Raw genomic sequence first — 12307 nt, forward strand, 5'->3', positions numbered from 1 at the left:
GACCTCCAGCTCGCGCCCTGACCATCATGCGGGTGTCGAGTGGATGGTGGTCGACGAGTCCATCGAGCCGCGCCGTCCCAACCCGCGCGGGGGGGTGCCCCTATGGGTTTGGTCAAGGTCATGGGTGAGGATGGCGGCATGACGACCTGGTTCCGCACTTACTACGAGGACGAGGATCTGTGGCTGTACTTCGAGGCTGACGATGGCGGTTGGGCGGCGCGCCAGGTCGAGGTCCGAGGGCAGGACTCACGGCCTGCAACGGCTGCTTCGTTGGCCGAGGTGCTCCATCTGCGCGATCACGCTGATCTTGCGGCGATGAGTCGCTATGAACGGCAGTTCGGTGTTCTCGCCGAAGGCCGTATGGAGGGCTGGCAGGACCAACCCGAGGCCGCCGAGATTTCCGCGGCAGAGTTCGAGCGGCTGTGGACCGAAGCGAGGCGGACGCTCGGCGAGTCAGCCTGACCTGGCGAGTTGGGGCTCGTAGAAGGTGCCGTCTCGGAGCATGGCGAACAGGACGTCGGCTCGGCGGCGGGCGAGGCAGAGCAGGGCCTGGGTGTGGTGTTTGCCCTGGGCGATCCTTGTCGTAGTAGGTCCGCGAGGCGGGGTCGGCCACGGCGGCGAACGCGGACAGGAAGAAGGCCCGTTTGAGCTGCTTGTTCCCGCGCCGGGAGGGTTGTTCGCCGCGGATCGATGACCCGGAGCTGCGGGGCGCGGGGGCGAGGCTGGCGTAGGCGGCGAGGTGGGCGACGAAGGGGAAGCTGCCGCCCTCGCCGACGTCAATGAGGATCCTGACTCCGGTGCCGGACGGGTGTGTGCCGCTCGCGTCCGACCTCCCTCCAGAGGTGCCGCGCATCGCGCTCCGACGGCTCGCTTTCGGCGCTCCCGCCGCTCGATCCACCTGTCCAGGGGTTCGTCCTCCATGGCGGCCCTCCGCGGTTCAGATGCCCCAGCCTCTCAGAACTCTCATGCCAAGACAGGTCTTTGGCCGCGCAGTGCACTCGATCGAGTCCAGGCGAGGAAACCAAGTGGCCAAACCGACGGCGACTCTCCGACTCCCCACTGGCCAACAGGCGGCACCTTAGCGCCGAGAGCCCCGGCGGGTACGCCAGCCTCGAATGCTCACCCAGCTCACTCCGACCGCAGCGATGACGAGGGCCTCGAACGCCACATGACCGCCGCCGGCCTGTCCGTGAACCTTGCCCGCAACAAGGACGCCCGCGGCCACCAGGACATAGGGCAGGAGGAAAAGAACGAGGCGGCCCACGCGTATTGGATTCATGGAGCCCATCCTTCCTGAATGAACATCAGCTATCCAGTGTTACAGCTTCGTTCGCGACTCAATCAGTCGATGCGCAATCTCGGCCCGCGGGATCGGAACCTGATTGAGCAGCTCGATCAGTGCCCGGCTCGTTGTGACGGCGTCGGCGGGTCCGAGCTGCCGCCAACACCCAACCGCGTTACCAGCGGCTCGCACAGTGCTTGGATGCTTGGAGCCGAGCTCCCGTCCCCACAGCCTGGCTACGAAGGACCAGAGCTGCAGCCCATATTGGAAGTCGCCACTGAGATGCGCCAGGTCACCGCGAACGGTCAGGGCTGCCAACATGGAGACGTGGGTGGATGCGTAGATCGCGGATAGCTCGCCGATGAGCTCGTCAGCGCTGCGGCTGGCCATAGCGAGATCTCCACCCCGCGCCAGGCTCAGCACGTTCACCAGGCGGGTTCGGTAAGGCTCGACAAGTGGTTCATACGGCCGGTCCGGCCGCACAGGTTCCCAGGTAGTGGAGGGATCAGCCAGTTGCTGGGAATCACGCTTTGGGATCCATGGCTGACCTGCATCCTGCCCGTCCCCTGGCAGGTTGGCGGAGACCGTCGACGGAATGGAAGCGGTCTCCGGGTGACCGATGGGCAAGCTCGCGCCGTCGGGACGAACTTCGACCTCAACGGTGTAGTCGGCCTGTTCATCGTGAATCAGAGCCCGTACCGGCGCCTCAAGAGCGGCGGCCTCCAGGGCGAGGTGTCGAAGGACCGCCTCGTTCAAGGACGCTCCCGGCGGTACCGGGAAGAACTCGTCGTCGATGAAGCAGCTTCCGTCAGTGGCGATGCGTACGTGCACTGAGCTCTCCATGAGCTTTGTTGCCTCCCCCGTGATGTCAGAACGTTGCTGCTCCGCCGGCTCCGGGGAAGCTGGGCGCTGCCCAGCCCCGATAGCGGAGCCTCCAGTGCCCGTCGGTGATATCTGAGCGGTGGACGATGGCGATCACGCCTTCGCCCTTGTAGGAGTCGAAGACGTCGTTGCTGGCGACCATGTCGCCGCCCAGGTACAGGGCTACGTGGCCGGCTGGCTCGCCACTGTCGTAGAACAAGAGCGCCCCGGCAGGCGGACTGTTGTCCCCCGGGTGGGCCAGGCCCGCAGCCACGAGTCGTTGCCAGTGCTCGTTCGCGGTATTGGAACCGGAGTAGAGCCAGCCATAGGACTGGGCGACGAAGTTGTCGCACCTCTGGTACCAACCTCTACTTCCCGCCTCCTTGCGGGCAGCCGCGATGGCCCGGGCCGCTGTGCGCGGGTTCTTGACGTTGAAGTTGGCGACCGGATCGTTCCCGCCGGTGCTTGCGCATCCGGTTGAGATTGACGTCACTGCCGACGTTCCCCAGGTCATCGAGACCACGGCGCCGGCGGCCCGTTCCCACTTGGCGTAGGCGTACGGGAAGCCGCTTCGTTGTACCGACTGAGCGACGGTGCTGAGAGCGCCGGTCTGCCAGTCGGGAACCTTGACGAGTGCATCGTAGAACTTGTTGGAGGCGTAGACCGGGTCGGTCAACTGGGCGACAGTTCCCCAGCCTTGGCTGCGGCGCTGCTGGAAGAGCCCTACCGAGTCGAGGTTCCCGGAGTCGAGGTTGTTGAGGCTGGACTCCTGCATCGCAACGGCCACGGCGATGACGGCAGCCCGCGGCGAGAGTGACCGGGTCCGGGCCACATTGGTGATGGTGGCCGCGTTCCGCAGTTGACTCGCGTTCCACGCCGCGACGGCCTGGGGCCCCTGAGGGTTGAGAGGCACGATGACCTGGCCGCTGCCCGACTTCGTTGTGCCCTCAAAGACCGTGCTGCTTCCGCCTGTCCCGGCCCCCTGCTGTCCGGTGCCGACCGATTGAAGTCCTCCCGTACAGGTCTGCGCGTTCGCAGTCCCCGTCACTTCCGCAACGATGAAGAGGGGCAGGGCCAGGACAGCGAACACGACGACGAGAGCTGCGACGACCCCGCAGAGGGTGGCCTTCATGCTTTCCTGCTCGTACACATGTGTTTATGCACAGCCCCAGTAGAGCATCCATGGCGCATGTCGAGCCAGGGTTCGCATACCTCATACGACTCGCACCCGGCCGGACGGTGGCGAGCCAAGCCCGGAGCCCTCCCCCCTCTGGATCAAGTCGAGGCAGTCAGGAATCGTGGGGCTCCCGGGGCTGCGCGCCTGCCTCAACATCCAGATTAACCATGGCCGACCTGGCAATTCCATGTCGCTCACCAAGCACCATGCCCGAGCAGTGACTCTGGGAGCTGCGGGAAGTCGATGTTGGCATTCCACTTGTTCGCCCTTTATTTGGCGCCATCAAGAGCGCCGGTCTCTCTCGCCATAACGTAAACGTGTGTTTATACTGTGGCCTCTGGCGTCGTTCCGAGCTGCCTCGCCGGGATGCACGAATCCGTCGAGGCCTGGGAGGGAGTTGAGTTATGTCGGCTGTGCACCATCTGGTGGAGCTCGCCGCGAACGGCAACATCGGGGGGCTCGTCAACGGCGTCGCGCCGAACTGGGGCCCCTTCTCGGCGCTCGGAAACACAGCAAAGACCGTGATCGACATCGTGATGGCCGCCGTCATCAGTGCACTTCTGGGCAGGGCGGCGCTGGGCTCCTTCCACATCAAGATCGGGGAGGGGCAGAACGACATTGCCCAGGTCAGCAAAGGCAAGAAGGAGGTGGCCGGCTCCCTGATAGGCGCCTTCGTCGTCGCCTCTCTCGGCACTGTCTTCACCATCGTCTACGGGATGGGGATCTGAGATGGCAGCCCGAGGACGCCAGGAACGGCGCGGCACGCGAGTCATCACTGACGAGACCTCGCCGTCCAGCGCGAAGCAGCCGCCGTGGTGGCGTGGACTCGCTATTGCCGGATCGGTGCTGGCGGCCCTGCTCGTCATGGCGTTGGCGGTCAATCTGACGAAGGGGAACCCGTCTACCCCTGCCAGCGCGGGCACTCCATCGCCCACTTCGAGCGCCGGGACTCCCCCGCCCCAGTCTGTTACTGGCGCTGGCGGGAACCCCAGCACAGCAACCCAGAGGCTCGTGGCCGGCGTCCCCGTGGGCTACCCCGACACGCCGGCAGGTGCTGTCCAGGCGGCGGTCAACTACGAGCTTGCTCGATCCTCCGCGAGCTACTTCACCGGCCCTGCGGCGCGGCACAAGATCATCGACGCGATGGCGGCCTCCGGGGCGCGCCTGCAGATGATCAGCAACGAGGACGCAGCGATGAAGCCGCTGCTGGTGTCACTGGGTATCAACGGCTCCAACGCGAACACGCTGGTCGCGCGGGCTGCGGCCCTGGGCACCAAGTCCGACAGTTACTCGGACCAGGTGGCCACGGTCGAGGTATGGATGGCCGGAGTGATCGGCACGACCTCGAAGAGCGCCCCGCTCCCCGTCTCAGCCTCGTGGGCCACCTACACGCTGACCCTCCAGTGGGAGACGGGCGACTGGAAGCTGGTGTCCGTGACCTCGGCCGACGGCCCGACGCCGTTGGACACCGGGTCGGGCAGCCCGAGCTCCGTGGACGACTTCCGTTCGGCCAACTCCTCATTCGATGCGCCGCCCTATGTCGGCTGAGGCGATCAAGCGCCTGGCGGCGCGACTGCGACTGGTAGCCGTGATGGCGACCGTAATGCAGCTCTTGTTCTTCGCCGGCCGGGCCCGAGCAAATGGAAGCAGCGGGATCTGCAAGGGCATCCCGTTCGCCGACAAGCTCTGCGGCATCGTGCAGACGGTCAACAAGTCGATCGACTTCATGAACGACCCGATGGGCTACATCGCGCAGTTCTTCAACAACGCCGTCGCCAGCTTGTTCCACGAGATGGTCAAGGCGCTGCTGTCGTCAACGACCATCGACTGGAGCAATGCCGGCTTCCTCCGGACGTACGGCCTGGCCTTCGGAGCTTCGACGGTCCTCACCGTGATCCTCTGGCTGATCGCGGTTCTGAAACGAGCGCTGCAGGGAGTTCCGCCTCTGCAGGCCGCAGGGGAGTCGATCGGCTTCCTGATGCTCTCCGTCTTCGTCACCGCACTGGCCCCTGCGGCGGTCGCCTACGCCACCGAACTCGGCGACCAGGCAGCAGCCGTCATGTTCGCCCCGGTCTCGTCGGATATCGGGAGCATGGCCAGCAGTGTGTCGGTCGCCCTAGGGGTGCTGATGGCTATCCCCGGCGGCCAGGTCATCGTGATCTTCCTGGCGCTGGCGATGCTCTCCGCCGTCGCAGGAGTCTGGATGGAGCTCATCATCCGAGACGCACTCATCCTGTGCGGACTGGTCTTCGGCGCCACGGCGTTCAGCGGACTGGTCGACAGGAACCTCTGGGGCCACTGCAAGCGGTGGATCGGGGTGATCGCCGGGATCATCGCGTCCCGGTACGTCACCTTTACGACCCTCGCCCTCGGCACAGGACTGGTGTCCACCAACGGCACCGGGCCGCCCTCCATCGGCCAAGCATTCGCCACGGTCTTCACCGGCATCGGTGTCCTGTGGCTCGCGCTGTACCTGCCGTTCACGCTGGCGAAGTTCCTGCCGGTCGTGGGTGACGAACTCCAGGCCATGTACGCCGCCAGAGACGACTTCAAGGGCCGCGCACAGAACGTCGGCGGCAAGGTGGGCGACACCTTCGGCGAACTCAGGAACCGCCTCGGCGGCGGCGACGGGGACGGCGAGGGGGACGGCAGCGCCGAGGGTGGCTCCGAGGAAGGTGACTCCCCCGCAGGGAACGCGTTGGCCGCGAAGGATGCAGCCGACACCGCCAAGAAGGAGGCCAAACAGACCGCCGAGCGGAGCACCTCCAACGCGATGGGAGGGCCGGGCGAACCACCCGCTTCCTCGGACACCTCAACCAGCAACGCAGGATCAGGACCGGAAACGAGCGAGTCCCGGCCCGATGCCGCCGCTGACCCATCAGCCACCAGCAGGACCACCAGCTCCAGCGCTGACTCGCCGGGCGCGCAGACCTGGGTTGCGGACACCAGCCGTGGCGCCCAGCCGCCGCCCGTCCCGCCGGCAGACGAACCACCGATGCCCACTCCCCCGGAGCCTCCAGAGACGGAGTCCTCGTGATCACCAGCCGAACGCCCGGAAGGTAGCGCCCGATGCCACGGACATTCACCTTCCCCCGGCCCCGGCCGCGAGGTCTCCTCGGCCGGAAACTTGAAGCCGATGACCAGTACATCTTGTGCGGTGCCTTCGTCTCGGGCCTCATCGCCGGTTACCTCGTCGCCAACATCATCGTCAAGGTTCTCGTCTTCGCGGCCATCGCAGGATCGGGCACCTGGGCCACCCTCGCGCCCTACAAGGGTCGGACCTGGGTGCGGTGGTTCGAGATCCGCCGCACCTACAAGTGTCTGCTGCGCGACGGCACTCTGCTCTACCGCTCCAAGGCCCCGGAGGCTGGGTGGCTGAGCAGCGGCCGGCGGGTGCCGATCGACGTGCCGCCCGGGGCGCCGCGGAACATGGAGTGGATCACATCGCGCACGGCGTTCGGAGAGATCGCCTTCGTGCTGCAACCTCACGAGCTGTGGTTCACCGCTGCCCTGGAGGTCGAAGCCATGCGGGACTTCGGCAGCCTCGACACCGACGACAAGGAGGCCTTGATCAGGGCCTACGAGTACCTGCTCAGGTCGACGGCCGACAGCGGAGGGCGGATCCGCCGCCTGCAGTGGATCACGAGGATCATCCCCACCGATCCAAACGCCCACCTGCGCGACGCCGCAGCACGGCGCGACTCTGCCGCCCCGCAGTGGCTGGAGGACTCCTATTCCGAGCTGGTCAGGCAGGTCGCCGTCACCGCCGAAGACCGCCGCCTGATCCTGGTCGTGGGCATCCCCTACAGCACGGACCTCGTGGCGGAAGCGCGACGCTACAACAGCCTGCACGAGGGATACGGCATCACCCTCGGCAAGGAGGTCGAGTCCTTCATCCGAGGACTGGCCCGCGGCCAGCTCAGACACATCCGGAACTACGACGAGGCCTTGCTCGCGTCCTACCTGCACCACACCTTCGACCCCAGCCACTGGATCGACGACACCACAGGCATGGACCGCGTCACGGCATGGCCCGCCGAACTCGACGCCCGCCCCGCCGACCGCGTCGTCTCCCGGAGCTGGAACAGCTCAGCGAAGGCCTGGCACTCGCGCACTGCCTGGATCAAGCAGTGGCCCGTCATTCCGGTCGGGGTCAACTTCATGGCGCCTCTCCTTCTGTACGTCTCGGACGTGATCCTCTCGGTGGCGGTGACCATGGACCTCGTCCCCACCGATCAGGCCATCACCCAGGCCATGGCCGACGCCACGGCCGAGCTCGGTCAAGCCGACAAGCGCGCCGGCAAGATCGAGGACCCGCGTGAGCGCAAGGCGCAGAGCGCGTCCGTGGCCACGATGCGCGAGATCGCGGACGGCGCTGCGGGCGTGCGGCTCACCGGCTGGGTGACGGTGACCTCGCCCGACGCCGAGGCACTTCGCCGGGACTCCGACACCACGCGCAATGCAGCCACGCGCAGCGGCCTGCGCCTGGAGTGGATGGACCACGAGCACCACCGCGCCTTCGCCAACACCCAGCCCTTCGCGGGCGGCCTCATCAAGGAGAGCTGACCGTGATCCTGGACTCCCTCCGCCGACAGACGCAGACCCGCCGACGCGCCATCCGATCCACGACCACCAACGCGTGCGGCCTGTACCCCGCCGTCGGTGCTTCCAGCATGGACCCCCGAGGCGTGATCATCGGGCGCGAGGCGTACTCGGGGGCTGCCTACATCTTCGATCCATTCATCCTGTACGACCCCAAGGCTCGAATCAGGCTGCCCAGCGGCCACATGCTGATTCTGGGGAAGTCCGGGCACGGGAAGTCGGCGCTGGAGAAGACCTACGTACTGCGACAACTGCGCTTCCGCGACCGGAGTTTCTGCGTCCTCGACGCCCAGGGGGAGGACGGCGCGGGCGAGTGGGACGGCATCGCGCGCGAACTCGGCATCACCCCGATCCGCCTGGTCTACGGGGACGTCGGCGCCACCGAGGGGATCCGCATCAACCCGCTCGACGGACGAATCCCGCAGGAGCACCAGTTCAAGATCCTCGTATCGATGTTCGAAATACTCGCGGGGACGGTCATCACGTCGCAGTGCAAGTTCGCCCTGGCCGAAGCGCACAGGGCGGCGGTGGCCAAGGCTGGCTCGCAGCAACGCGTCGTAATCCTCTCCGACGTACTCGACGCCCTGACCGCGCCCAGCGCGGCGCTGCTGGGTCAGCAGCCCGTGAGCCCCCATGAGCTGGCCGACTGGGGGCAGCCGGCGGCCCTCGCTCTCGACGAACTGTGCAACCCGCACCGCGACTTGGCCGGCCTGTTCGACGGTCCCACCAGTGACGGCATCGACCTCGACGCGCGGCTGATCGTCTTCGACCTGACCCGCCTGCCCCGTGAGGGTGAGGCGATGCCGCTGCTCATGGCCGTGATCGGGCCGTGGATCCGCTTCGGCTGGATCAAGTCCGGCGACAGCATCAAGAGAACGCTGATCGTGGAGGAAGCCTGGCACATCCTGTCGCACAGGCCCGTGGCCCGCTTGTTTGAGGAGTTGGTCCGTTACGGTCGCCGACTCGGCTTGAGCTTTATCGCGGTGATGCACCACCTGGCGGACCTCGTGCTCGCGCACGCCCCCGAGGCTGCGGCCATCCTCAAACTCACCGCTGTCCGGGTGCTCTACCACCTGGACCGCGCCGAGGCAGACATCACTGCCGACTACCTGGGCCTGCCCTCGTGGGCCCGTGACGCACTCGCCGACGGCGCGAACGTCTGCGCGCCGGGCCGGGCTATCTGGCAAGTTGGTTCCCGGATCAATCTTGTGGAACATATCCGTACAAAAGCTGAGATCCGGTTGACGGATACCAACCGCAGGATGACCGAGAAGGCGACCGCCGCCGCAGGTCAGACGCCCATGGTGGCAATGCGCAAGGGGGCTGCCGCATGACGCCCAAGGCTGCCACCCCCAAGACCGCGGCACGACTGCGCCCTGGCCGCGACGCAGTGTGGATCGTGCCGGTGATCGGCCTGTTGCTGCTCACCGTGCTGCTGTGGGCCGCCGCCGCCGTATCCGGTCTCTTGGCGCACGGTCGTCCGGCTGCGGTGAGCTGGGATGTCGCGGGCACAGCGCTGCGGGGCATCGTCGCGCACCCTGGCAATCCTGCCGCCGCCTGGCCCCGTCGGGACGGGGTCGGCGGGCCCATCGCCTACTGGGCGTCTTTCGCCGCGCTGCTCATCGCCGCCCTCTACGGCACATGGAAGACCTACTGGTGGTGGAAGCGCCGGGGAGCAGACGGCGCGGACGGCAAGGCCACCGCAGCACAGCTGGAGAAGGCGATGGGCGAGAAGCAAGCCCTGGCCCGCGCCGCGTCCCTGCGACCGGACTTGTACGAGACAAACCCTACGGCCATCCAGATCCGCGACGTAGCGGTGTACATCGGCTGCGCGGACCCCTCACAGATCCACCTGTGGATCACGATCGAGGAGTCGATGATCCTGGTCGCTCCGCCGCGGGAGGGAAAGACCAGCCAGATCATCCTGCCGGAGATCCTGGAGTTCAAAGGCACGGTCCTTGCCACCAGCTCCAAGACCGACGTCCTCTACAACACGGCCGAACTCCGCAAGGAACACGGGCCGGTGTGGGTGTTGGACCCGACCGGACTGTCCGGCTGGCCCTACCAGCTGCGCTGGCCGCTGACCGCCGGCTGCGAGCGCTATCAGGTTGCCCGTAAGCGGGCCGAGACCCTGGTCGCGACCACGAAGAGCGATGAGGGTGTCTCGAACGGCGGCTACTTCGCGCTGAACGCGAAGACGCTGATCACCTGTTGGCTGCACGCGGCCGCCCTCAACGGACGACCGGTGGCGGATGTCCTGGCGTGGGCGGCCGACCCGGACAACCGCGAGGCCGTCGACCTCCTGGCGGAGAAAGGCAAGCACAGCCTGGCTCAGGCCCTGGCCGGTCAGCACACCGCGGCAGAGGAGGAGCGGAGCGCCACATGGCGTACCGCCCAGCAGTCGTTCATCGCCCTCTACGACGACGCGGTGGCCGAGATCTTCGCCCCGCCGCTGGACGCGGAGGTCTTCGACATCGACAAGTTCCTCACCGAATCCGGCACCCTGTTCCTGATCGGAGAGGAAGAGGAAGGTTCCGCCTTCGCGCCGTTGAACGCTGCCTTCGCGAAGGCGCTGTTCGACCGGGCCAAGGCCATCGCCGGTCGGGCGCCGAACGGCCGGCTCCCGATCCCGTTCGGGTGCTTCCTGGACGAGCTCGCCAACGTGGCTCCCCTGCCGGAGATCCCGTCCCTGATGTCGGTCAGCGGATCACAGAACATCTTCATCCTCGCGGTGCTCCAGTCCTACGCCCAGGCGGAAGAGCGCTGGGGACCGCTCGGGGTGAGGAAGATGTACGCGGCCGGCACGGTGAAGCTGTTCCTCGGCGGTATCTCCGATCCCGAAGAGCTCAAGTCGTACTCGGCCCTGACCGGAGAGTTCGACGAGGACGTGGAATCCATCTCCGATGACGGCGACCGGATCTCCGTCTCCACCTCGTTGCGCCGCCGCCCCGTCCTGGAGCCCGCCGACATCCGGATGATCCCCGAGCGCGGCGGCCTGGTCATCCACCGTCGCACCCCCGCCGTCCATGTCAGCTTCGTCCGCGCCCACGAGGGGCCGCGCGCGCAGGAGATCAAGGACGCCACCCGAGCCGCCCGGCAGCTGGTGGCGGACAGCGCGGTGCCGCGGGAGAAGGCGGGTACGCATGAGTAGCGGGGGCGGTGGCTTCGACGACCTCTTCGATCAGCTGCGCGGGATCACCGAAGAGCTGGTCAACGTCAACGCTGAGCTCGTACTCGTCAACGAGCGCGTGGGGATGCTCGAAGAGCGCCCTGCCGCGTCCGACGCCGCAACACAGCAGGGCGAGCAAGCAGAGCTGGAGCGGGTTCCTGGGGCCGCCATCTCTTGGACCGAACTGACACCCACACAGCGCAGTGTGCTGTGGCCCCAGTTCGTTCTCTGGACGCTGTGGCTGGCCGACCGCTACGAGGTGACCAACGACCAGATCCCGCGACAGTGCTGGTGGAAGCACGGAGCGCTGGTCGAAGAGCTGACCGCCTTGTGGACCTCGCACCAGTCTGCCTACGCGGCCGAGGAAGACGCCGGCTCCGCCCCCTACCTGTGGCAGGACGCGCTCTCGCGCGCAATCGAGCGGATCGGCCGTCTCTGGCTCGGCAGCTGCCGCAACGGCCAGCACAAGGAACGGCACCGTCAGCCGTGGATCGGAGAAGAGCAGTACCTGGAGGAAATCCTCCAGGTCTACGGGCCTCCCGGCGCAGACCCGCCGCAGGGCCCCAACGAGAACCCGGAGACGCCGCCATCCGAGGCGGGCGACGACGACCGACCCGATCAGGACTGACCTACCCAAGGAGAACCCCGTCATGACGATGAACAGATACGGACGCGAGGCCCGCGCCTACTGGCGCCGCTGGCTGCCCCAGCGCTACGCCGCCCTGCCCGACCCCATCACCTTCTTCACCAACCTCGGAGAACAGGTCGAGCAGCAGGTGGGCGACCTGTGGGACTCCCTGGTGGTTACCGACCAGGTCCCCGCTGACGAGACCCACGAGCAGCGGGTCGGGCGCCTGGGCCTGCTCAAGGCCACCGCCGAGTACGAGGTCCTGGCAGAGCTCGTCCGCCTGCCCCCCGAGCCGGGAGCCGGCCTTGAGAACGAGGACGAGGGGCTGGAGAGCGACGCCGAGTTCGAGGCCCGCATCCAGCGCACCCGCGAGCACACCGAGTGGCTGGCCAGCACCGCCGACGCCCTGATCGACGGCACCACAACGCTCGACGAGCTCGACGACGACCAACTGCGCGCACTCCTGGACTACCTGACGCCCTCCTGGCTGCGCGTGCTCGGGACCTCGGTCGACGACCTCCGCGCCCGCGGTCGGCAGCTGTAGCCGCAGCGGCCCCGCCGACAAGCACTCGAACGACGTACGTGGAG

General features: G+C 67.0%; 11 protein-coding genes and 2 pseudogenes. 9 read left to right on the top strand and 4 right to left on the bottom strand.

The genetic code is table 11. The features are described 5' to 3' along the window. The first annotated feature begins 138 nt into the window (after positions 1-138). Positions 139-462 carry a hypothetical protein gene (locus ABIA32_RS30465; RefSeq protein ID WP_370102502.1) on the top strand — a complete coding sequence of 108 codons (324 nt, stop codon included), beginning with the start codon at positions 139-141 and terminating at the stop codon, positions 460-462. On the opposite strand, the pseudogene ABIA32_RS30470 reads toward ABIA32_RS30465, so the two are convergent. From ABIA32_RS30470 to ABIA32_RS30485, 4 genes and pseudogenes are all read right to left on the bottom strand, one after another. Then, positions 454-799: pseudogene (locus tag ABIA32_RS30470) on the bottom strand (transposase); the annotation flags it as partial. The gene ABIA32_RS30465 and the pseudogene ABIA32_RS30470 sit on opposite strands and share 9 nt — an antisense overlap. Before the next feature lie 59 nt (positions 800-858). Then, positions 859-921 (bottom strand): annotated as a pseudogene (locus ABIA32_RS30475) (hypothetical protein); the annotation flags it as partial. A 397-nt stretch (positions 922-1318) separates the two neighbouring features. Next, positions 1319-2113, bottom strand: a complete 795-nt coding sequence (locus tag ABIA32_RS30480; protein ID WP_370102505.1) for a hypothetical protein — start codon at positions 2111-2113, stop codon at positions 1319-1321. A 37-nt stretch (positions 2114-2150) separates the two neighbouring features. Further along, a complete protein-coding gene (locus tag ABIA32_RS30485; protein ID WP_370102507.1) occupies positions 2151-3275 on the bottom strand; it encodes a hypothetical protein in 1125 nt (374 codons plus the stop codon). Between the two features lie 449 nt (positions 3276-3724). Between ABIA32_RS30485 and ABIA32_RS30490 the strand changes: the two genes are divergently transcribed. From ABIA32_RS30490 to ABIA32_RS30525, 8 genes are all read left to right on the top strand, one after another. Next, positions 3725-4048, top strand: a complete 324-nt coding sequence (locus ABIA32_RS30490) for a hypothetical protein (RefSeq protein ID WP_042379983.1) — start codon at positions 3725-3727, stop codon at positions 4046-4048. A gap of 283 nt (positions 4049-4331) precedes the next feature. Next, positions 4332-4868 (top strand): hypothetical protein, encoded by a 537-nt coding sequence (locus ABIA32_RS30495; RefSeq protein WP_370102510.1) that lies wholly within the window; start codon positions 4332-4334, stop codon positions 4866-4868. Next, the gene (locus ABIA32_RS30500; RefSeq protein ID WP_370102513.1) at positions 4858-6357 is read left to right on the top strand and encodes a hypothetical protein; all 1500 of its coding nucleotides are present in this window, start codon (positions 4858-4860) and stop codon (positions 6355-6357) included. Before ABIA32_RS30495 ends, ABIA32_RS30500 begins: the two co-directional genes overlap by 11 nt. Positions 6358-6389: 32 nt before the next feature. Continuing rightward, positions 6390-7886 (top strand): SCO6880 family protein, encoded by a 1497-nt coding sequence (locus ABIA32_RS30505; RefSeq protein WP_370102516.1) that lies wholly within the window; start codon positions 6390-6392, stop codon positions 7884-7886. A gap of 122 nt (positions 7887-8008) precedes the next feature. Next, positions 8009-9256, top strand: a complete 1248-nt coding sequence (locus tag ABIA32_RS30510) for an ATP/GTP-binding protein (protein WP_370102519.1) — start codon at positions 8009-8011, stop codon at positions 9254-9256. After that, complete coding sequence (locus tag ABIA32_RS30515) at positions 9253-11073, top strand: type IV secretory system conjugative DNA transfer family protein (protein WP_370102521.1); 1821 nt, start codon at positions 9253-9255, stop codon at positions 11071-11073. The genes ABIA32_RS30510 and ABIA32_RS30515 overlap by 4 nt, the downstream gene beginning before the upstream one ends. After that, positions 11066-11719, top strand: coding sequence for a hypothetical protein (locus tag ABIA32_RS30520; protein WP_370102524.1), 654 nt, complete (start codon positions 11066-11068; stop codon positions 11717-11719). The genes ABIA32_RS30515 and ABIA32_RS30520 overlap by 8 nt, the downstream gene beginning before the upstream one ends. A gap of 22 nt (positions 11720-11741) precedes the next feature. Beyond that, a complete protein-coding gene (locus ABIA32_RS30525; protein WP_370102527.1) occupies positions 11742-12263 on the top strand; it encodes a hypothetical protein in 522 nt (173 codons plus the stop codon). Positions 12264-12307 lie beyond the last annotated feature (44 nt).

The sequence above is a fragment of the Streptacidiphilus sp. MAP12-20 genome (assembly GCF_041262525.1).
Taxonomy (GTDB): Bacteria; Actinomycetota; Actinomycetes; order Streptomycetales; family Streptomycetaceae; genus Streptacidiphilus.

Excerpts from the sequence above, each read along its gene's own strand:
- ABIA32_RS30505 (WP_370102516.1), top strand. The coding sequence starts at position 6,390 with ATGCCACGGACATTCACCTTCCCCCGGCCCCGGCCGCGAGGTCTCCTC.
- ABIA32_RS30525 (WP_370102527.1), top strand. The coding sequence starts at position 11,742 with ATGACGATGAACAGATACGGACGCGAGGCCCGCGCCTACTGGCGCCGC.
- ABIA32_RS30485 (WP_370102507.1), bottom strand. The coding sequence starts at position 3,275 with ATGAAGGCCACCCTCTGCGGGGTCGTCGCAGCTCTCGTCGTCGTGTTC.
- ABIA32_RS30500 (WP_370102513.1), top strand. The coding sequence starts at position 4,858 with ATGTCGGCTGAGGCGATCAAGCGCCTGGCGGCGCGACTGCGACTGGTA.
- ABIA32_RS30465 (WP_370102502.1), top strand. The coding sequence starts at position 139 with ATGACGACCTGGTTCCGCACTTACTACGAGGACGAGGATCTGTGGCTG.
- ABIA32_RS30490 (WP_042379983.1), top strand. The coding sequence starts at position 3,725 with ATGTCGGCTGTGCACCATCTGGTGGAGCTCGCCGCGAACGGCAACATC.
- ABIA32_RS30515 (WP_370102521.1), top strand. The coding sequence starts at position 9,253 with ATGACGCCCAAGGCTGCCACCCCCAAGACCGCGGCACGACTGCGCCCT.
- ABIA32_RS30520 (WP_370102524.1), top strand. The coding sequence starts at position 11,066 with ATGAGTAGCGGGGGCGGTGGCTTCGACGACCTCTTCGATCAGCTGCGC.